Origin of the sequence: Mucilaginibacter rubeus (assembly GCF_014643835.1) — a bacterium.
In the GTDB taxonomy this organism is placed as follows: domain Bacteria; phylum Bacteroidota; class Bacteroidia; order Sphingobacteriales; family Sphingobacteriaceae; genus Mucilaginibacter; species Mucilaginibacter rubeus.
The window spans coordinates 1,039,984-1,060,646 of record NZ_BMKD01000001.1 but is presented as its reverse complement, the minus strand read 5'-3'; the positions used below and the strand labels follow the sequence as shown (position 1 = coordinate 1,060,646).

The window sequence follows — 20,663 nt, the reverse complement described above, 5'->3', positions numbered from 1 at the left end:
ACGACGACCATGACTGCAACGAAAGAAGAAATCATCAGCAAACTCAGGCACGATATGACCCGCTGGGAGGGCTTCCGTCCGCCACAACCCGGCACGGACAATGACCTGGGCCTTGGCCCGGTAGCCGCCGCTTTTCCATACGGGGTATTTCCAACCGGAGCGATCCACGAATTTATAAGCAACTGTCCGGAAGACACCGCCGCCAGTGGCGGATTTATTGCCGGTCTTGTTCAAAAACTATTGGGCAACGGTGGGGCGTGCCTGTGGATCAGTTATACCCGCCGCATTTACCCGCCAGCGCTAAAACTTTTTGGTGTCGATCCCGACCGTGTTATTTTCGTAGATGTGCCGCTACAAAAAGATGTGCTTTGGGTTACCGAGGAAGCGCTAAAATGTGATGGTGTTGCTACAGTGATATGTGAAACTAAAGACCTCAGCTTTACGGAATCCCAGCGATTACAATTAGCCGTTGAGAAAAGCCATGTAACCGGATTTGTTTTGCGAAAGGATGTCAAAAAAGTCAATACTACTGCCTGTGTTACCCGTTGGCAAATCCGGCCTGTGCGTAGTCAGCTGAGAACAGGTATGCCCGGCGTCGGCCATCCGCGCTGGCAAGTTGAATTGCTTAAAGTACGGAATGGCAGGCCAGGCAACTGGACTGTAGAATGGAAAAAACTGGATTTTCAAACGATCATCATACCGCAGCTTACGGAAGAAGCGCGTCGTTATGCCTAAGCGTTTTGCGTCCATATGGTTCCGGCATTTACTCACAGACTGGAAGGCAATCCGCCAAACCGGGCTGAAAGGGAAAGCCTATGTCTTCGCCGAACCCGACCATGGACGTATGCTCATTACCGCGTTGACAGATGAAGCCAGTAAGTACGGAGTAACGGAAGGTATGACCGTTGCCGATGCACGGGTCATCGCGCCGGATCTCCAGGTTTTCGACGGTAAACCGGGCCGCAACCTGAAATTACTAACCGGCCTCGCGGAATGGTGCCTGCGTTATACGCCGCTCGTACAGGTTGATCCGCCTGACGGTTTATTACTGGATGTAACCGGCTGTACACATTTGAAAGGCGGGGAAAAAGCCTATTTACAAGAAATTGTTTCCCGCTTAAAAGCGATTGGCTATGACGTTCGCCCGGCGATTGCCGACACTATCGGCACCGCCTGGGGCGTTGCCCGTTGCGCGACCTCCGGCCTTATCATACCTGAAGGCGAACACAGGAATGCGCTGATGCCGTTACCACCATCCGCGCTACGTTTGCCTATGAACCAGCTATTGAAGCTGCGGAACTTGGGCCTGCATCAGATCAATAGTTTTATTTACATGCCAAACGCCGTCTTACGCAGGCGTTTTGGTAAAGATATGGTACTGCGGCTGCAACAAGCACTCGGTCAGGAGGTAGAATATTTATTTCCACTTAAAGAACCAGTGCCATACAGCGTACGCCTCGATTGCATGGAACCTGTCCGTACCCGAACGGCTATAGAAATAGGATTAAATGATTTGCTCGAAAGGCTTTGCAAAAGGCTTTACGGTGAAGGTTTAGGTGTCCGCTCCGCTATATTAACCTGGTATCGGGTAGATGGCAAGAACGGGAACATTAGCATAGGCACCAATCATCCCAGTAACCGAACACAGCACTTATTCAAATTATTTTTTATTAAGCTGGAAACCATCGCGCCGGGACTTGGCATTGAATTATTTGTGTTGGATGCACTGAAGACGGAACCTGTCAACGATAAGCAAAGTGAAATTTGGTCAGCCAGAGGCGGCGCGGATAGTGAAGAAGTAGCCGAACTGCTTGACCGGGTAGCAGGCCGGATCGGCACAGCTCATATTAATCGTTACCTTCCAGGGGAACATTACTGGCCTGAACGCACGCCGGAACCAAACACCAATTTTAAAAAGAAACCCGAAAGTGATTGGCGCACGGATAAACCACGGCCTATGCAAATACTGGATAATCCGGAACGTATTGAAGCGATGGCGCTAACACCGGATTACCCGCCCAAGTTATTTATCTGGAAAGGTGAGCAGCATATTATCGTAGGTGCCGACGGCCCTGAGCGCATCGAACGTGAATGGTGGCTCGAACCGGGTGAACACCGGGACTACTATATCGCCGAAGATGAAGCAGGGCGTCGGTATTGGCTTTTTCGCTCAGGCCACTATAATGCAGAAAACAATCAACACTGGTATCTACATGGCTTTTTCGCATGAGTTACGTCGAATTACAGGTGACCAGCAATTTTAGCTTTCGGCGCGGCGGCAGTCACCCGGAAGAACTCGTCGACCAGGCGGCCGATTTGGGGTATGATGCGATTGGCATCAGTGATCGTAACACTTTTGCAGGTGTTGTCCGTGCTTACCAAGTTGCTAAAGACCGCAATATCCGACTGATTCCCGGTGTTCGCCTTGACCTGCTCGATGGACCAAGCTTGTTGGCTTATCCAACTGACAAAGAATCCTATGCCCGGCTTTCCGCTTTACTTACATTGGGCAATTTGCGTGCTGAAAAAGAAAAATGTTATATTTCTAAAAGGGATGTTTACCAGCATTCCGAAGGGTCTTATTTTATTATCATACCACCCGACAAGATCACCCAAGATTTTGAATTTGAACTTGTATTTACGCACCATGTAAAAGATTACAAGCAAAACCTGCCTAATCTTTATCTCGCTGCAACCAAGTATTATACAGGCGATGATGCCAAGCGCCTTTTCCTGTTAGCTGAATTAAATATCCCATTGGTCGCCACTAATGACGTTCATTATCATCACCCTAACAGAAGGGAACTGCAAGACGTTGTGACTTGCATTCGGGAAAAATGCACCATTTTTAATGCCGGTTATAAACTGCATCAAAATGCCGAAAGGCATCTCAAAGAAAAAGCTGAGATGGAGCGCTTATTTCGCAATTTTCCGGAAGCGATCATTAATGCCCGGACTATTGCTGATGCCTGCCGGTTCGACCTGAAATCACTGAAATACAAATATCCCAGTGAACTGACCACTGACGGGCGTACACCTCAGCAGCAATTGGAATACCTCGCCTGGAAAGGTGCGAATAGCTTTTATAATAACAACATACCGTCGAAAGTCAAAAAAGCTATTGAAGATGAATTGGGGATCATAGCCGAATTGGATGTTCCCGATTATTTCCTCACTGTAGAAGACTATGTTACCTGGGCCAGGAACCAGCATATCCTTTGTCAGGGCCGGGGATCTGCCGCTAACTCCGCAGTTTGCTTTGTACTCGGCATTACGTCGGTCGCACCTGATAAATCCAATTTACTCTTCGCCCGTTTCCTTTCCAAAGAGCGCAACGAGCCGCCTGACATTGATGTGGACTTTGAGCATGAACGGCGGGAAGAAGTAATGCAGTATGTCTACAATCGCTTTGGCCGTGACCGTGCAGCGATCCTGCCAACCGTATTCATGCTCCATTACAAAGGCGCGGTAAATGATGTTGGACGCGCCATGGGACTTTCGGTAGATGTGGTCAAGCAGCTATCGGATGCTTACGGCGATCTGTCCGATGAGGAAATTACGGCAGAGCAGGTCGGCGCTTTAGGGCTTAATCACAAAGACCCTCATTTGTTGAAAGTAATTGAACTTACCTCATTGCTAATCGGTTTTCCCCGTCAGCTTGGCCAGCATACGGGGGGCTTTGTCATTACCGATGGTAAGCTAAGCGACCTGTGCCCGATCTTCCATGCCCGCATGGAGAACCGTACTAATATCGAGTGGAACAAAGACGATATCGATGCGCTTGGATTTATGAAAGTGGATATTTTGTCTTTGGGTATGCTGACCTGTATTCGTAAGGCTTTTGATCTGGTGCAAAGTCACTATGGGATCACACTCACTTTGGCTAATATCCCGCAGGATGATCCCAAAGTTTATGAAATGATCACCGCCGCCGATACCGTTGGCGTGTTTCAAATCGAGAGCCGGGCGCAAATGTCTATGCTGCCGCGAATGAAGCCTACCTGCTTTTATGACCTAGTAATCGAAGTGGCGATTGTAAGGCCAGGCCCGATACAAGGCGATATGGTGCACCCCTATATCAGGCGACGGAATGGTGAAGAAGCTGTAGATTATCCTTCGGAAGAAATTAAATCTATATTGGAGCGCACACTCGGCGTACCGCTGTTCCAGGAGCAGGCGATGGAGCTGGCCATCGTAGCCGCAGGTTTTACACCCGGAGAGGCTGATCTGCTTCGCCGTACCATGGCGACCTTCAAATTCAACGGTATGGTCAGCAAGTTTGAGCACAAACTGATCAACGGTATGACTTCTCGTGGTTATACTGAAGAATATGCCCGCCGCATTTTCAAACAGTTAGAGGGATTTGGGAGTTATGGTTTTCCAGAGAGCCACGCCGCCAGTTTTGCCTTATTGGTTTATGTATCTTGCTGGCTTAAATTTTATTACCCCGAAGTATTCTGCGCTGCTTTACTTAATAGTCAGCCCATGGGCTTTTACCAACCTGCGCAGATCGTTAGGAATGCCCGTGAGCATGGTGTTATAATGTTACCTATTGATGTTAATCTTTCCCAATGGGACAATATGCTTGAAGCCAAGCAAGGTGAATATTTTGCGCATAGATTAGGGCTTAGAGAGATTGATGGCATTAGAAAAGAGGAAATGGATAAATTGGTGGCAGGCAGAACTAAACCCTATACTGCTCCTCATCAGCTTTGTGATGCCGGAGTCAGCGTAGCCACGATGGAAAAACTCGCCAATGCTGATGCTTTTCGTTCTATGGGACTTGACCGCAGGCGCGCGCTTTGGGAAGTATCCGCACTACATGACCGTCCTGTACAATTGATGCAAGGCCAACCATCGGAAAGCGTTCACGAGCCGGAAGTGAATCTGCCTGAACTGCGCTTGTCAGAACACGTCGTACAGGATTATGCTACAACAGGGCTTTCTATAAAGGGCCATCCATTTAGCTTTATTCGCCATACGCTTGAATTGTTACATATCAAAACAGCTAAAGAAGCTAATGTAACTGAAAATAAAACGGTCATTAAAACGGCAGGTTTAATTCTGATCCGCCAGCGCCCAGGTACAGCTAAAGGAGTTTGCTTTATTACATTGGAAGATGAAACAGGTACAACCAACCTGGTGGTTTTTCCAAAACTGTTTGATAAATACCGCAAAGAAATTTTACATGCGCGGTTACTGATGGTTGAGGGTGTGGTCGAACGTACTGAAGTTACGCACATCATCGTTCGACGCGTTTTTGATATTACCAAACTACTCGGCGACCTAACTGCCATCCGTAACGACAAACAACCTGTTTTAACGTTGTCTCGCGCCGATGAAAAAGCATCGCCCTTTATCCCGATGGAAAAACCATTAAAGTCTCTTGATACCGATTCGGCCAACTATCTGCACAAAGGCAGGAATTTTAAATAACATTAGTTGAACAGATCACCTTGGGGGTTTATACCCGGAGGATAATAAGTCCTGACTGTACTTTCGACGACTTTTCCTGATGGCCGCTCAGCACCAGCCAGTACGGGCTCAAGATCGTCGGGCCAATGATTAAACTGTAGTTCCTCAGCAAAGTCAAGGTAAGCCGTGTCTATCGGCGCTAATTCCGGAAAGTCACGCGGTGTCGCTTCTTTAGCGGTGCGGTAATCTGGATCAATAGTACAAAACTCTAATAAGCGTGACGGTATTTGGGTGCGGGCAATTGTGCTCAATCGTTCCTCGTCCGGCTTTTTGAGTAACCATTCATAGGCCAGGTCTTCCGTTAATATCGTCGGCATGCGCAATTTAGTATTATGAACTTGGCGCATAAGGGCATTGGCCTCTGTAATGCCAATAGCGACGGTATTTACAAACTGGCTCGTTTCCGGGTCTAACCATTCGTTATATAAACCGGGCATAAAAAAATACTCCTGGTTCTTTACCGTTACATAATATGGATATTTGATCGTCTCTTTTAACTCCTGTCCCTTTTTGCCAATCTTCGGCACATGTCGGCTTTCGACAATGCCTGTAGATAAAACCAGGCAACGACGATTCTTAGCTGCGGATGACCACATAGACCTCTTGCCGTCCTCCTTCACAAAAAGATTTTCTGATTTAAAATTAAGAGTAGTGTATTTGGCGCGGAAGATGTTAGCTTCAGATCGGGTTTTCACAAAACCCGGCACATAACCCCATTCGGCCTGGACAATCTCAAAGTCCTTTCCATCTTCAGACGGAACTAATATCGCACAGGGGGCGTAGTTAAAACCCTTATGAACGCCGACGTTTAGAAAGTTATAATTCCTAATCGCTTTTTCTATGCCTTTTAATCGAATAAATTCCGAGCGGGTAACTTTTTGTCCGTTGTAGTAACACATAGTTGATTCCTCCTGTATTCACGAATATACGTAGCAATAATCTTGCCTGCAAATTCTGCTTCTTCTTGACGTCCTTCAGGAAGAGATGTCCAAAATTTTACCCCATCAGTATCTTCAGCTATGGTAATATTTAAAGGCGGTTTGGAATTGGGATAAACAATATGGTAGACCCGAGCCGACTTTATCGTGTGACCGCTCACTCGAACGATCTGTCCGTTAACCTCCACCTCAAATGTCTTTGGATCATTCATTATAACAAATATACTAACAAAATTAGTAATTACAAGTCAATGGTGCCTTACTTCAATTATGTGACTTTTAGAAACGTCTACATTTTTTTATAGTTCCCGAGCTGTTGTAATTTTAGTCTTTTGTGACGTTATAGTAAATTGGACATTCAATAATCAATCTAAAAAGAATACATTTACAATTTATAACCTATTCATGACTGACATTGAAAAACAAATAAAATTATTAAAAGAACAACTTAATGCAGAATTACAAAAAGGTGTTTCCGACAATAATGTTTTATTGTCCATTTCACATGAAATAGCGTCCTTGGATCAGGATAATATCCGTTTTTCTGTTGATGCAGGAGTAATTAATCGATTGGGCAAAGAACTTGTAGGGCGACATGAATCAGCAGTGGCCGAACTTGTTAAAAATGCATATGACGCAGATGCAACAACAGTAAATCTTTATTTTAATGGATGTTCTCAAATTGGAGGCAATGTCACAATTGATGATAATGGTTTAGGGATGACCAGGGAACAACTGGTCAAGGGTTTTATGACAATATCTTCCAGCGATAAAATTCATAACCCAAAATCTCCACGTTATAAAAGATCGCGAGCAGGTCAAAAGGGAATTGGCAGGTTTGCAACTCAAAGGATTGGCCAGGTTTTGACCATTATAACTCAAACCTTAGCATCGGATAAGGCTTTGAAAGTTACAGTTAACTGGGATAATTACGCCATAGATACAAATCTTTTATTAGTTACTAATTCTATTGTTGAAGTTGATAAAGAGAAGCCTGAAGGTACAACGCTGTTAATTGAAAATGTAAGGGATATTTGGACTGATACAATGATCAGTCGGGCCTACAAATATATTTCTGAATTATTACAGCCATTTCCACTTTCAACTCGCTTTCAACAAAGTGAGAATGATCCAGGATTTATTGTTTCATTTTATAAAAATGGCGAAACCATAATTGATGTCGAAAGTGCATTCTTTCAACATTCCCTTGCCGAAATTGAAGCTTACGTTGATGACGATGGGCAAGGTTATTATTCATTTACCAGCCACAAGTTAGGGGTAACTAATCAGGATGACATCGATTTAATCGGCAAAAAAGAACGAGATGATAAATTCAATTCATTAAAAAACATTCATCTGAAAGCCTATTATTTCATTTATAATGTCGGACTTATCCCTAAAAAAATAGAAACATACATAAGGCAAAATGCTCGTGAAAATGGTGGGATAAGGTTATATAGAAATGGGTTTCGGGTATTGCCATACGGTGAAAAGGATGACGATTGGTTAGGTTTAGATGCCTCCGCTCGAAGAAGAACGTTTATCACTCCGCACTCCAATATCAACTTTTTTGGATTTATTGAATTGATTGACCCCAATGGGATTAATTTTCAAGAACAGTCAAGTCGCGAGGGGTTATTAGCCAATGAATCATTATCTGAATTACAAGATTTTGGATATAAAGTACTAACCGATGTAGCCCTCAAAATATCTTTTTTAAGGGAACGTAAAGGTACAGCTGCTCAAAAAAATTGGACAGGACGGTCTTCTTCTCAGGTTCTACAAGAAGTAAAAGAGGATTTGGAAAGTATTATAAAATCTACAAGTAATTCAAATTCACCTCCTGAAGAAGTTCAAGCCTCTTTTAATGACACCCTAAGAGTTATAGAACAAAAGTTGGTTGAAGTAGAAGAAATTACAATAGAAGAAAAAATCGAAGCAGAGGCGGTTAAAAAGGAACTCTTAAAGGAAATTCAATTATTAAGAATTTTAGCAGGACTGGGATTGACGATAGGTGAGTTTGTGCATGAAATAAATCATTATGAACCAGCATTTAAATACGATGCCGAATTACTAACCAGCTTAGTTAACACTGAAGAAGGTAAAACTACTGGAGTCCGCTTGCAAGACAATTTGGCGGCTTTCACTGTTTACACTTCTTATTTTAAAGAAGCTATTTCTAAAAATGTAAACCGGGAATTAGAAGTAATAGAATTGCGAGATGCTGTTTACAAGTTTTCGGATGTAATTTCTCCTGACCTTATTAGATCAGGAATTACATTGGAAAAGCCTGAATTTATTGGCTATCATTTATTCACCTGCCCGATGCATATGTCTGAGTGGGCATCCATTCTGTTTAATTTTTATACCAATTCAAAAAAGGCTATTAAGAAAACCAAAGTTAAAGGGTTAATACACATTAAGGCTGGGAAAGCTGATGACATAGTTTATTTGGAATTTTCAGATAATGGTATTGGCATTCCTAAAGAAAACGAGGACAAAATATTTACCCCATTCTTTACAACAAGTGCGCCGTCTGGTAATTCTGCAAATGAAATGGAAGAACTAACCGGTACTGGAATAGGATTGAAAATTGTAAGGGATATTGTCGAAGGTTATGGTGGTGATATTTTTGTGAAAGAACCCACAGACGGATTTACCACCACTATAAGAATTGAATTACCTAAAGCCTAATTAAATAATGTATAAAGTATTCTATCTTGATGACGAAAAAGCTGATTTAATACAACCAATCGTCAATAAATTAAAATCTACAGGAGAGTTGGATGTCAAATGGGAAAAGCCTGTGGCATTCGAATCAGAATTAGACAGTTTAGAAGGCATATTGAAAGACTATAATGGTCTTTTCCTTGACCTACAATTGAACGGTGACCAGGAAGATGGTACAAAGGTTAAATACCAAGCACCACCATTGGCCCAAACCGTTAGAACGTTGGCTACCGAAAAAAAAATACCCGATATTCCGATATTTCTTTGTTCCACAGATGACAGAATAAAAGATTCATTTAAAAGAGATTTCACGAGTCATGATTTATTCGATTGGACATTTTTGAAAAATGAAATCGGGGATCATACAATAAAGAAGATTTCCTCGATTATATTAGGCTATCAGAGAATAGCTGCCAATCTTAAAGATTTTAGCAAGTTACTCGAAAGAGATTATGCTTCAATAGATAATAGAATTTTATCAAGATTCATTAATGAAGAAAATCCCCCAGTGCATGAAATTGCTCGTGTAATTTTTAAAGATATTGTCCAACCTACCGGAGTTTTAATTAATGAGGATATTTTAGCGGCAAGATTAGGAATTGATATAAAGGAATCTTCAAACTGGGAAATTGTCAGGGATAAATTATTTATTGAGGCAAAATATAAAGGGGTATTTCATGAAAGTTGGGACAGATGGTGGAGCGATTCTGTTTCAGAAATTTTTAGCGATCTCACAAGAGATAATCTTGCTGGGTTAAATGCTGAGGAAAGAGTTGCCTTATTATTACCAATTGTAGGTGAAAAAATTGTGGCTGCCAAACCTCTTAAATTTAATTTTAGTACCAACTATTGGACTGTTTGCGTTGTGACAAAACAACCGATTGATCCCTATGAGGCCTTTAAGATAGATATGAAGTCAGAACCAAAACCATGGCAAGACTACAACTATGTTTCTTTATTTGCTTTGATCGAGAGGCTTGCTGAAAGAGACGGAGTGGTAATTCACCCGTCCGAGGTGGAAAGATATTCAGTTGAAATAGCAGACTTGTAATCATGAATATCAATACTGACAACCAAAAATTCCGGAATGACATTGCCAGGGATTTAACATTATTAAAGGCGAGTCTTTTAAAAGTGAATTTGGAAAAACGAACCATAGATACTATTGACACAGCTATTAAAGAATTAAATAATCCAAATTATTTGCCTCCAGTAAATACGGTCGTTAATGGGCAGGATGTCAAACAAAGTACCCCAATGAGTTGGGGTTATACTGCTAAAAATTTGGTATTTACTGTAGATACCACAGGAATTCAATATCCTTTAAGTGTAAAAACAGGTAAATTGACTTTCGATATTTCTTTATCCGGCGCTTATGATAAGAGTACAGAAATATTAGACCCTTTTCATCATTTGGAATTTAATTTGGTACTGGAAGGATTATCCAGGAAAGGAAATTATCACATTTTGTCGTACCACCTCGACCGGCATATAACGGGTGGAAATCATCCGGAGGAAGTTCATCCAATATACCATTTTCAGCTTGGGGGTCACCGCCTAAAAAAAGTATCTAACAATAATTTTGGGCATTCGTTATTTATTGACAGCCCAAGATTCATGCATTACCCTATGGATATCGTTTTAGGAATAGATTTTATAACTTCAAATTTTAGCCCTAAGACCTGGAAAAAACTCCGTTCAGATCAGACCTATATTGGGGTATTGCAGCGCTCCCAAAAACGAACTGTTTTACCATTTATTACCAGTTTATCTCAGCATTTTGGAATGAGTGCCAAAACACCAAATTGCTGGAAAGCAAAGGATATATGGCCGCAATTACTTTGATATGAATGCCGATGTATTTAACTTTTTAAAGCAATATTCAAGTTCTCCTTTATTAATTGACAGGTTAATTGTAACCTCATTTTTAAATTTAAATAGTAAATTCGACGTAAAAAATTCCTTTCTAAAAGGATATATTATCAAAAGCGAAAAGAACGATGACGAATCTACCCAACTTGAAAAATTTATTATTCTAATTAACGGAGCCGTAAGGGATTTTAACTTTGAAAATCTTATTGAATTATTTGAATTTGTGGTATCGCCTGCGGATAAAATAATTAACGGCGCTGTTTATACTCCTGAATTTATTAGAAATTATATTGTTTTAAACCTCTTAGAGGCTTCAAATAAACCTATTGGTAATTTGTGTTGCGCTGATATTTCGTGTGGCTGTGGAGGCTTTTTAGTAACAATGGCATCTGTAATCCATGAAAAAACAGGAAAAAGCTATTTTGATATTTACAATGAAAATATTTATGGTATTGACATTACTGAATATAGCACAATACGATCCAAACTATTGTTGTCCCTATTTGCATTGTTTCAAGGTGAGGATGTTGAATTTGAGTTTAACATAGAAGTAGGAAATTCTTTGGAATATGATTGGTTAGAAACTCATCCAAAAATATCCGAAAATCAGGGGTTTGACATCATAGCAGGTAACCCGCCCTATGTTGCATCTCGGAATATGGATAATCACACTCTTAAATTGATGTCGAATTGGAGTGTTTCTAAAACTGGGCATCCCGATCTTTATATTCCATTCTTTCAAATCGGTTACGAAGCGTTGGCACCCGGCGGTTCGCTCGGATATATTACTGTTAATACTTTTATGAAAAGTATTAATGGGCGGGCTTTAAGAGAATACTTTGCAGAAAATCAAGTTAGTCTCAAAATTATAAATTTTGGTGGCGAGCAGGTTTTCAAGGGGAGAAATACTTATACATGCCTTTGTTTTATCTCTAAAACTGTAGGTTCAATTAGTTATTTTAGAACGCAGAGTGACAAGTTGCTTACCATAGGGCCGACTGATTTTTATCAAACTCATTATAATCAACTAAACCATAAAGACGGGTGGAATCTTGTAAACACTAAGAAACTTGAAATGTACGTCCAACTCGTTGAAAGTACAGGTAAACCTTTTAAAGACCTTTACACAACTAAAAATGGAATTGCTACCTTAAAAAATGACGTATATAAATTTATTCCTGTACGAGAGGATAATGAATTTTACTTTTTGCAAGATGGCGGCGCTGTGTTTCCAATTGAGAAAAAAGTGTGCCGCGATATTGTTAACGCAAATAAGTTGAAGACTACTGATGACATACAAACGAAGCTGGAGAAGATAATATTTCCCTATTTAATTCTGAATGGGAATACTGCTATAATAAGAGAGTCTGATTTTCAACGGGAATATCCAAAGGCATTTGAGTATTTACTTACAAAAAGAGAAATATTAGCTACAAGGGACAAAGGCAAAAGGGAATACGAGGAATGGTACGCGTTTGGTCGGCGGCAATCAATGGACATTGATGCTTTCAAACTTTTTTTTCCTCATATATGCGAACGACCAACATTTGTGATATCTGAAAATAGAGATTTGCTATTTTATAACGGAATCGCTGTAATCGCGGATACAAAAGAAAAACTTGTAACGCTTCAAAAAATATTGGAGTCTGATGTGTTTTTTGAATATATCAAGGCGACAACAAAAGATTATGCCTCCGGTTACATTTCGATGAGCCGAAACTATTTAAAAAACTTTGGCGTTTACCAACTAAATGAAATTGAAAAATTAAAACTATTAAAAATAAAAGACTCAAACAGTTATGTATCTGAACTGTACCAGCTTTCAAACTCTGAAATTGTTACAAAAAGTTAATTACGTTGGTTTAACCCAATTTCAATTTCGTCTGCTGTCCACCTTCTAAAAAATCATGTAAAACAAGAAAAGATTGAGCAATTTCGTTAAGGCTTACCTCGAACCGGTATAAATGAACTTCGCCATTCAGATCTATAGCACGAACATCAGGTAAGTGCTCTCGATATTCACTAAAACTGTAAGGTGGATGCTCACCATAGGTTGCATGATAATCGTTTTCATCACTTTCCTCATAGAAATCATCATCTATGTAAAAATCTGCCCAGGGAAATAGCACCTCCAAATCTTCCAGCCCCTTGAAAAATATGTAGCCGCCTTCACTTAACACAAGTTCATCTCCATTGTGGTCAAGTTTTTTTATTGTTATTGTAGCCCTGCCAATTGATTTGTTGACCCATTCCTGTAATTCTATTATTACCTTTTCATCATTTTTAATAAACAACATCAGCTGCTTATGAATGGCCAGACGCTGCAATCTTTGAATATAGATAGGGTATTTATTTAATTTCTTAAGCTTGTTTAAGACGGCAACATTTAGTGCGTTGTTGATCGGGATGGCAACTTTGAAGGATTTTGTAGTTCTAATTATTGTTTTTTCAGTTATTTTTTGCCAAATTGTTTGATTAGTGGCGTCATTGTGAAGAATGATAAGAATTGGCAAACTATGATTTAGCCAGTATTCTAAATGCGTGGTTGACCCACGAAAAATGATATTGCCCTCTGAAGCTTCATTGAAATAGCTTTTCCCCGTTTTTATCTGGATACCCAACAGTTGACCTGTCGGCATTCCATCTTCGGAAATCTCTACTTCCATATCTAAACCGACATCAGACTGAAGAATTGTTCTTGGTATCCAGCCATTTTGTAAAAAGAAACTTTCTACATGATTGATTCCAATTCTGTCTGTTGAGGAATATCTATTCATGGTATTTTGCGGCAGTTAATATGCTTTCTTGTACTCATATCTTAAACACCATTCTAACGGGGTTAAAATTTCTAATGGGATTTTTTGTTTCAGCAGTTGCCGATGCTTCAATATCGTTTTCCAATCACGGGTACAGAAAATATCGCACTTATAAAATAGCGCTTCAATAATAAGCTGCCGGTCATTGGCATCAGATAATTGACCTAATCCCTTATCGAGTAAATATTCTTCATAATATTTTACCTCTAGCCCAGGCGCAGTATAATCATCTTCGATAAGGTAATGAAAATACATCCAAAGCTCATCGCAATATTTTTTTAGCTTTTCTTTTTTCTCTTGATCCGTGGTAGCGTTTATTTCTTGGAATGTGGTCTTCGAAATTATCATTTCAATTGCATTATGATCGGCATAATAAAAAATCCTCATCATCGCGCGGATATCATCGTAAGCACGATCATTTACACTTTCACTTATCTCACCGCCGTCAAAAATGCTTTCCGAATGGTCTACGATAAAATTGATAACAGAGGTATCAAGAAAAATCCGCTGTGGTAAGTCCATATCATCTAAGGTACATTTATAATAGCAGGATTTTCTGTTGAATTTAACGAAAAACCGTCACCATTCCGTCATTGAAATACTTGCAAAAAAGAAAATATAATCGTAAATTAGCCTTAAGCAAGTCAAAAACGCAGTTTTTGACTCAAGATATTCCGAGCCAACTCGACCACTCATAATCTTTTGGTCCCTGGTTCGAGCCCAGGTGGGCGCACAAATTAGTGTTTTCGGCACTAAAAAATCCTGTAAGTCGTTGATTTACAGGATTTTTTATTTTATTCCAATCCTTCTCAATCCTTTCGAATGCACCGTTTTGGCGGACAATCCGGCGGACAAAAATCGTTTTTTAGATTTGTCCGCTTTTATGACTTAATTGATTGTAATACAGTTAGTTGAGTTCCTGAAATAAGAACTCAAATGCACTCAGAAAAACTGTTAAAAATCGCAATCCGGCGGACAAAAGCGGCCTGAAAAGAACGGTTTCAGGATGTAATTAATCATTTATTCATAAACAAACTGTTACAAAAATGAAAACATCGCAGTCGTTTGGTGTGCATTTCAGCATCAAGAAAGGAAGAGAAAAAGAAGATGGTAAAACCAAGGTTTACGCCTCGATCACGGTCAACAAGGAAAAAGTAATCATTGCCCTGCCGCATTTCGTGAATGCAGAAAGCTGGGACAAAGGACGCGGCTGTGTCAAGGTCAGGCTGCCGGAAGCCAAAGAATCCAACACCTATCTGGAGCAGGTCAGATTCACCATTACCGCCTACTACCGGCAATTGCAGATCGCCGGAAAAGAGATCACGCCGGCTTTACTCAAAGCTTGCTTCCTCGGCGAAGTAACTGAGGAAACCTACTCGCTCAGCAGGCTGATGGATTATCATTATGAGGTCGCTTCGGCAGCATTCACCTGGAGTACCCTTAAGCACTACACGGTGACCCGGTGCTACCTGGAAAAGTTCCTGAAAGAGAAACGCAAGACCACCGATATCCGCATCCATGAGATCGACTACAAATTTATCGTCGATTTTGAAACGTATTTGCGCAATCACAAGCCAGCTGACCACCCTCAGCCGATCAACAATAATGGTGTGATGAAACATTTGATCCGACTGCGCAAGATGACCACGCTGGCTTTCAAACTGCAATGGATCAATAAAGACCCCTTCAAAAATTACAGGTTCCGGTATAAGAAGGGAGAAACAGCCTTCCTTTCCAATTCAGAACTGAAGCTCGTTCAGGAGCATGAGTTCGCTTCCGGGTCGCTCGTCATGATCCGCGACCTTTTTGTATATGCCTGTTATACCGGCCTTTCGTTCGTCGACCTGATGAATCTGACGGAACGCAATGTGGTCGATGGCGAAGACGGTGGAAAATGGCTGAAGCTGTTCCGGCAGAAAAGCAATGAGGCAACCAATATCCCTTTGCTGGCACCGGCACTTGCCCTGATGAAGAAGTATGAAGACGATCCCAGGGCAGTTTACCACGGCACGATCTTTCCGACCCTCACCAACCAGAAGGTTAATATGCACCTTAAAGAGATTGCCAAGATCTTAGGTATCAAAAAGACCCTCACCTTCGGTGTAGGCCGCCACACGTTTGCCACGACGATCACCTTAGCCAATAACGTATCTATTGAAACCGTCAGCAAAATGATGGCCATACCAAGATTGCCACGACGCAGATCTATGCCCGTGTACTGCTTAAAAAGATCAGCGAGGATATGAGCGTGCTGAAGGAAAAACTGAAACCGGAACCCAAGCGCCCGGCAGCAAGAAGATCGAATGTTAAACCCGCAATGAAACGCGTAAGCTAATGGAACAGCTAACCAATGACAAACTTTTCAGGTCAGTCAGGGAACTGATCGAAAAATCCCGCAGCGAGGTTGTTCGGAATGTGAACACCGTAATGACCTACACCTATTATCATATAGGTGAAATGATTGTCAATGAAGAGCAGGCCGGCAGCCAGCGGGCCGCTTATACGGAAACAATCGTCAAAGACCTCAGTCAAGCGCTGACGCGCGAATATGGCAAAGGTTATTCGCATCGTAACCTGGACTATTTCAAAAGGTTCTACCTGTTATATCAGGAACAGATTCCGCAATCACTGATTGCGTTTTCCGGTCTGTTCAAATTAAGCTGGACACATTACATCCAGTTAATGAAGATTGCCGACCCCGGTGAACGGGAATTTTATGAGCAGCAATCGGTAACGAATAACTGGTCAGTCCGGGAATTGCAGCGTCAGTACAATTCTTCCCTGTTCGAGCGGCTGGCGTTAAGCCGCGATAAAAAATGCGTACCGGATGGTGCGGAGGCAGGTCAAACAAGCTAAGAACCCATTCGCGCGTTGAAAAGCCCGTTCGTACTGGAGTTTTTGGGCTTAAAGGAGGATAGCGGCTATTCGGAGAATGATCTGGAGACCGCCATCATCAATAAACTGGAGCACTTTATGCTGGAATTAGGTAAAGGCTTTTTGTTTGAAGGACGGCAGCGGCGCATCACCCTCCCTGGTCGACAGTTTTCTTCAATGAGAACCATGGTCTGGTCGGAACGGTTTTATTCCTTCAAAAGTTTTCAAAAACTATAATACTGCCAGATCTCAAAAACTGAATATAGCCAGTGGCGAACCGCGTTGGTTATATATATGTTACACCAGAATATTTTAGCAATGAAGATATTATTCCTTGTGAAGAATGGTTGAAAAGCGGCGCAACACATTGTTTTAGAGATAAAAAGATAGTTGCTAATATATCATATAATATATGATATATTAACTATTTGTTAACAAGCTTATGATAGCTTTGTGAAAAACCTATCATACCTATGGTGCTTTTTTTCCGGTTGTCTAAAAGGCAATTACCAAATCTGCTGCTCTGTTTCAGTATTTTGGTTCAGTTTTCCTGCAAAAAAGAGAACGTTAAAGTTGTGTATCCTGCCGGGAGCAATGAAGATATTAATACCTGGATAACGGATAGTCTCAAACGATATTATTATTGGACAGACCAACTGCCTGCACATGCAGACATCAGCAAGCCCCCTTTGGTATATTTTAACACTGTAAAAAACACGGCCGATCCCTTTTCTTATATTATTCTCCCCAGCGATCCTACAAGCGGGATTGCGAACAGCAAAAGTAAATTCGGATTTGATTACAGTACGATCGTTGAACAAAGAACAGGTTTGGTTATTGGCGTAATTAAACTGGTACTGAATGATTCGCCTGCCTCCAGGAACAGTTTGGTGAGGGGGGATTATATCAACAAGATCAACGGTAAGCAATTAACCCGTGATAACGCCAAAGACCTCCAGAGCGAACTACTTTCTGGCAATAGTGTCACATTATCCATAGCTCGTATTAGCGGAGATCAGCTGATCGCGGATAGGGATGTGGAAATTTCATCAGGTGCCACCTTTGAACAGCCGGCCACCAGCAAAGTTATAGCGGCCGGAAATAAAAAGATCGGTTATCTCTATATCAATGATTTTAGCCCCGGGCTGGCTGCTTCTCTTTATAGTGTTTTTGCAAGGTTTAAAAGTTCGGGGATTTCAGATCTGATACTTGATCTGCGTTATAACTCCGGCGGACAAGTTGCAGAGGCTGCCGGTCTTACGGCAATGATAGCGAATGATATAAATTATTCAACGCCCTTTATCATTTACCAGGGCAATAAGAACGGCGGCAGGCGAAAAGAGTCTGTCGGGGATGCCGCTACTTATGATGGTACCGTAAATTTTGAGCTGGCATTACAATACAACTTAGGCTTAAAACAAATTTATATACTGGGCACCGGAGCTACTGCTTCTGCATCTGAGGTTATGATCAATAATTTAAAACCGTACATGCAGGTTACGCTTATAGGCGAAGTAACGCGGGGGAAGGATGCTGCGTCCTTTAAAATTTCTGATATGCGCGTACCTAAGCGGGTAGCATGGGAAATGCATCCGATAGTGTATAAACTCTTTAACGCCGTCGGGAGCGGAGATTACAGCGGAGGGATTAATCCTGATATTTCCGTAAACGAGCTGGCGACTTTACCGTTGCTCCCGCTTGGATCGGAGAATGATCCGCTTATAAACACCGCAATAACTATTATCAAAGATGCTCATGCGCAAACAGTAACGCTCGCTGCGCAAACGAAAAAAAGGACGACGGGGGCGCTAACTGTACTTGCAGACTCCAAACTATCGGCCAGTTCATCAAGTGTGGTTGTTACACACCGCTAAAACTCAAAAGCATCTTGCACATTTAACATTAACTTCAAATTAACCCGGTTAACTTGCAATTGTCTTAACCTGCTGCTGTATGAAATATTTGAAAACCTTATCTGTTAAGCAACTTTTAGCAAACGTCAAAGCTGGGGATGGCGATGCTTTCGGTGAAATTTATAGACTATACAGAAAAAAAGTTTACACTTTCGCTTATCGTTTTGTAAGATGTGCAGAAGATGCGCATGAGCTTACGCAGGATGTTTTTGTCCGTCTTTGGGAAAGCCGTGGTAAGATAGACCCGGAAAAAAACTTTGACGCTTATCTGTTCAGTATGGTACGAAGTTATTTTCTGGATGCTCTTAAAAAGAAAACAAGGATGTCTGTTTACAGAGCGGCGAACCAAGGCGAACCAACCCATAATTCCACAGACCAATATATCGAGCTGCGCGAGTGCGGAAAAATTGCCATGCAGGCGATCGAGTCTTTGTCTCCACAGGCCAGGGCTGCTTACCTTTTGAGCAGGGAAGGCGGCTGCTCACACGCTGCTATATCACAACAAATGGGTATCTCTCCCAATACCGTTAATAATCACATTAAAAAATCCCTGAGCCACATCCGTGCAAGATTTCGATATCTGTCCCCAGATACAATTCTTCCTGCTTTGCTGATAATCATATCCCTTACCCCGGAACTGGGCTAAATTCTCTTTTTCTATAAGTTCTCCTATTGCTTCAAATAGCAAACACGGCGATATGCCGGTTTGCCTTAATTGCGCACGCAGGTTATACAGAGGAAGAACATCGTTATCGTGTTTGAGGAGATGCTTTTTATTCAAGCCCGAACTTTTTTCAAATAATTTCAAATTGATATAGCCATACTTCGCCTGCCAATCTTATATACTATAAAAATGGCCCATAACGGTTGAGATCAAAAACGTGGAACACAGCGACGAAATAAAAAGCTTATTCAAAATGTATCTGGAAGGTAAGACTGACCTGGTTCAGAATGGAGTTCTGTTCCGGTACCTGAGAGATCATAAAGACGCGGAATCAGAGCTGTCGGCTGTCATGGAAGATATCTGGCAAAAGGAGGAAATGAACACCGATGATGTGACTGACCCGGAAGCTGAACTGGATCTGATATGGACCAAAATTAACCGGAACCGGCAGCAAAAAAACAACCGTATCCCGTTGCTCAAATACGCGGGTGCGCTGATTTTACTTTGCTCGGCTGCAGTGATCTGGTACAAGTTGAAACCGGGCCGGCAGCATGTGGTTGATCCCGTCGCTCTGGTAAGTAAAACAACCGTGGGCAGTGAAAAAATTAAAATGCTGCTGCCTGACAGTTCTGTAGTTTATCTCGGAAGCGAAACAAAAATTACCTGGCCAGAACATTTTGAACCTGGCCATCCCAGGTATATAAGCCTTGAAGGCGAAGCTTTTTTTGAGGTGAAGCACGACGCAACCCGCCCGTTCATTATAAAATCCGGAAAGCTGGAAACCAGGGTTTTGGGTACCTCTTTTAATGTTTATGCCTACCCTGCCGATAATACAGTAACCGTGACCGTACGAACAGGGAAAGTGGGTGTTATCGAGAACCGGAACGGCATTCGTACCACCCTGTCATTGCTGTCGCCGGGTATGCGGATAACGTACCGTAACAATGACCATAATTACCAGGTTAGCAGTGTTAAGGCCACAGAGTCTGATGGTTGGATAAGCAACCGTTTCGTTTTCAGGGACGAAAACCTGGGTGATATCCTTTTTAAACTTCAGCGCTATTATGACGTTCGTTTTGAGATAAAAAACCCGGCACTTGCCCGTTGCAGGTTTAATGCTACCTTTTTTAACCAAAACATCCATGGTGTTATGCAGCAGCTCAGCATTATGAGCAGCGGGCACATCAAATACAGGATCAACAACAATAAAACAGTCGTCTTATGGGGGGAGACTTGTGAATGAAGACATAACCTTATAAAGTCAGGCAAACAGTTGCCCGTTGTGGGGTTCGCCACTTATCATACAAGGAAACCGCTCTGCGCCAACAGAACGGTTTCGGGAATAGTTTTTAAATCGTGAAAATTAAAAAACATCGTAAAC

Annotated in this window: 17 protein-coding genes; 13 read left to right on the top strand and 4 right to left on the bottom strand. The window is 41.7% G+C overall.

Features of this window, described 5'->3' with window-relative positions; translation table 11 throughout:
- The first annotated feature begins 9 nt into the window (after positions 1–9).
- Genes IEX80_RS04200 through IEX80_RS04190 form a run of 3 tightly spaced genes read left to right on the top strand, consistent with a single transcriptional unit; the run spans position 10 to position 5,436 of the window.
- Complete coding sequence (locus IEX80_RS04200; protein ID WP_188832008.1) at positions 10–735, top strand: ImuA family protein; 726 nt, start codon at positions 10–12, stop codon at positions 733–735.
- Complete coding sequence (locus IEX80_RS04195) at positions 728–2,230, top strand: Y-family DNA polymerase (RefSeq protein WP_188832007.1); 1,503 nt, start codon at positions 728–730, stop codon at positions 2,228–2,230. The genes IEX80_RS04200 and IEX80_RS04195 overlap by 8 nt, the downstream gene beginning before the upstream one ends.
- Positions 2,227–5,436, top strand: a complete 3,210-nt coding sequence (locus tag IEX80_RS04190; RefSeq protein ID WP_188832006.1) for an error-prone DNA polymerase — start codon at positions 2,227–2,229, stop codon at positions 5,434–5,436. The genes IEX80_RS04195 and IEX80_RS04190 overlap by 4 nt, the downstream gene beginning before the upstream one ends.
- Positions 5,437–5,438: 2 nt before the next feature.
- On the opposite strand, the gene IEX80_RS04185 is transcribed toward IEX80_RS04190, so the two are convergent.
- Both IEX80_RS04185 and IEX80_RS04180 read right to left on the bottom strand, forming a co-directional pair.
- Complete coding sequence (locus IEX80_RS04185) at positions 5,439–6,374, bottom strand: SOS response-associated peptidase (protein WP_188832005.1); 936 nt, start codon at positions 6,372–6,374, stop codon at positions 5,439–5,441.
- A complete protein-coding gene (locus IEX80_RS04180; RefSeq protein ID WP_188832004.1) occupies positions 6,323–6,625 on the bottom strand; it encodes a hypothetical protein in 303 nt (100 codons plus the stop codon). Before IEX80_RS04180 ends, IEX80_RS04185 begins: the two co-directional genes overlap by 52 nt.
- A 193-nt stretch (positions 6,626–6,818) precedes the next feature.
- On the opposite strand from IEX80_RS04180, the gene IEX80_RS04175 reads away from it, so the two are divergent.
- Genes IEX80_RS04175 through IEX80_RS04160 form a run of 4 tightly spaced genes read left to right on the top strand, consistent with a single transcriptional unit; the run spans position 6,819 to position 12,867 of the window.
- Positions 6,819–9,107, top strand: coding sequence for an ATP-binding protein (locus IEX80_RS04175; RefSeq protein ID WP_188832003.1), 2,289 nt, complete (start codon positions 6,819–6,821; stop codon positions 9,105–9,107).
- A 7-nt stretch (positions 9,108–9,114) separates the two neighbouring features.
- Positions 9,115–10,194 (top strand): hypothetical protein, encoded by a 1,080-nt coding sequence (locus IEX80_RS04170; RefSeq protein ID WP_188832002.1) that lies wholly within the window; start codon positions 9,115–9,117, stop codon positions 10,192–10,194.
- Positions 10,195–10,196: 2 nt separating this feature from the next.
- Positions 10,197–10,988 (top strand): hypothetical protein, encoded by a 792-nt coding sequence (locus IEX80_RS04165; RefSeq protein WP_188832001.1) that lies wholly within the window; start codon positions 10,197–10,199, stop codon positions 10,986–10,988.
- 1 nt (position 10,989) lies between these two features.
- Complete coding sequence (locus IEX80_RS04160) at positions 10,990–12,867, top strand: HsdM family class I SAM-dependent methyltransferase (RefSeq protein WP_188832000.1); 1,878 nt, start codon at positions 10,990–10,992, stop codon at positions 12,865–12,867.
- A 10-nt stretch (positions 12,868–12,877) separates the two neighbouring features.
- Here IEX80_RS04160 and IEX80_RS04155 read toward each other — a convergent pair whose 3' ends face one another.
- Both IEX80_RS04155 and IEX80_RS04150 read right to left on the bottom strand, forming a co-directional pair.
- Positions 12,878–13,792, bottom strand: a complete 915-nt coding sequence (locus IEX80_RS04155) for a DUF4365 domain-containing protein (RefSeq protein ID WP_188831999.1) — start codon at positions 13,790–13,792, stop codon at positions 12,878–12,880.
- A gap of 15 nt (positions 13,793–13,807) precedes the next feature.
- On the bottom strand, positions 13,808–14,353 hold the full coding sequence (locus IEX80_RS04150; RefSeq protein WP_188831998.1) for a hypothetical protein: 546 nt from the start codon (positions 14,351–14,353) through the stop codon (positions 13,808–13,810).
- A 524-nt stretch (positions 14,354–14,877) separates the two neighbouring features.
- On the opposite strand from IEX80_RS04150, the gene IEX80_RS04145 reads away from it, so the two are divergent.
- From IEX80_RS04145 to IEX80_RS04120, 6 genes are all read left to right on the top strand, one after another.
- Complete coding sequence (locus IEX80_RS04145; RefSeq protein ID WP_188831997.1) at positions 14,878–16,077, top strand: site-specific integrase; 1,200 nt, start codon at positions 14,878–14,880, stop codon at positions 16,075–16,077.
- A gap of 88 nt (positions 16,078–16,165) precedes the next feature.
- Complete coding sequence (locus tag IEX80_RS04140; protein WP_176629035.1) at positions 16,166–16,687, top strand: DUF1016 N-terminal domain-containing protein; 522 nt, start codon at positions 16,166–16,168, stop codon at positions 16,685–16,687.
- Positions 16,688–16,702: 15 nt separating this feature from the next.
- On the top strand, positions 16,703–16,942 hold the full coding sequence (locus tag IEX80_RS04135; RefSeq protein ID WP_176629034.1) for a PDDEXK nuclease domain-containing protein: 240 nt from the start codon (positions 16,703–16,705) through the stop codon (positions 16,940–16,942).
- Positions 16,943–17,178: 236 nt separating this feature from the next.
- On the top strand, positions 17,179–18,579 hold the full coding sequence (locus tag IEX80_RS04130) for a S41 family peptidase (protein WP_188831996.1): 1,401 nt from the start codon (positions 17,179–17,181) through the stop codon (positions 18,577–18,579).
- A 79-nt stretch (positions 18,580–18,658) separates the two neighbouring features.
- Complete coding sequence (locus IEX80_RS04125) at positions 18,659–19,264, top strand: RNA polymerase sigma factor (RefSeq protein WP_188831995.1); 606 nt, start codon at positions 18,659–18,661, stop codon at positions 19,262–19,264.
- 235 nt (positions 19,265–19,499) lie between these two features.
- Entirely contained in the window at positions 19,500–20,525 is a 1,026-nt protein-coding gene (locus tag IEX80_RS04120) for a FecR family protein (RefSeq protein ID WP_188831994.1), read from the top strand.
- Positions 20,526–20,663: the final 138 nt, after the last annotated feature.

Coding starts and splice junctions, on each gene's coding strand:
- IEX80_RS04200 (WP_188832008.1), top strand. CDS start 10: ATGACTGCAACGAAAGAAGAAATCATCAGCAAACTCAGGCACGATATG.
- IEX80_RS04195 (WP_188832007.1), top strand. CDS start 728: ATGCCTAAGCGTTTTGCGTCCATATGGTTCCGGCATTTACTCACAGAC.
- IEX80_RS04190 (WP_188832006.1), top strand. CDS start 2,227: ATGAGTTACGTCGAATTACAGGTGACCAGCAATTTTAGCTTTCGGCGC.
- IEX80_RS04185 (WP_188832005.1), bottom strand. CDS start 6,374: ATGTGTTACTACAACGGACAAAAAGTTACCCGCTCGGAATTTATTCGA.
- IEX80_RS04180 (WP_188832004.1), bottom strand. CDS start 6,625: ATGAATGATCCAAAGACATTTGAGGTGGAGGTTAACGGACAGATCGTT.
- IEX80_RS04175 (WP_188832003.1), top strand. CDS start 6,819: ATGACTGACATTGAAAAACAAATAAAATTATTAAAAGAACAACTTAAT.
- IEX80_RS04170 (WP_188832002.1), top strand. CDS start 9,115: ATGTATAAAGTATTCTATCTTGATGACGAAAAAGCTGATTTAATACAA.
- IEX80_RS04165 (WP_188832001.1), top strand. CDS start 10,197: ATGAATATCAATACTGACAACCAAAAATTCCGGAATGACATTGCCAGG.
- IEX80_RS04160 (WP_188832000.1), top strand. CDS start 10,990: ATGAATGCCGATGTATTTAACTTTTTAAAGCAATATTCAAGTTCTCCT.
- IEX80_RS04155 (WP_188831999.1), bottom strand. CDS start 13,792: ATGAATAGATATTCCTCAACAGACAGAATTGGAATCAATCATGTAGAA.
- IEX80_RS04150 (WP_188831998.1), bottom strand. CDS start 14,353: ATGGACTTACCACAGCGGATTTTTCTTGATACCTCTGTTATCAATTTT.
- IEX80_RS04145 (WP_188831997.1), top strand. CDS start 14,878: ATGAAAACATCGCAGTCGTTTGGTGTGCATTTCAGCATCAAGAAAGGA.
- IEX80_RS04140 (WP_176629035.1), top strand. CDS start 16,166: ATGGAACAGCTAACCAATGACAAACTTTTCAGGTCAGTCAGGGAACTG.
- IEX80_RS04130 (WP_188831996.1), top strand. CDS start 17,179: ATGGTGCTTTTTTTCCGGTTGTCTAAAAGGCAATTACCAAATCTGCTG.
- IEX80_RS04125 (WP_188831995.1), top strand. CDS start 18,659: ATGAAATATTTGAAAACCTTATCTGTTAAGCAACTTTTAGCAAACGTC.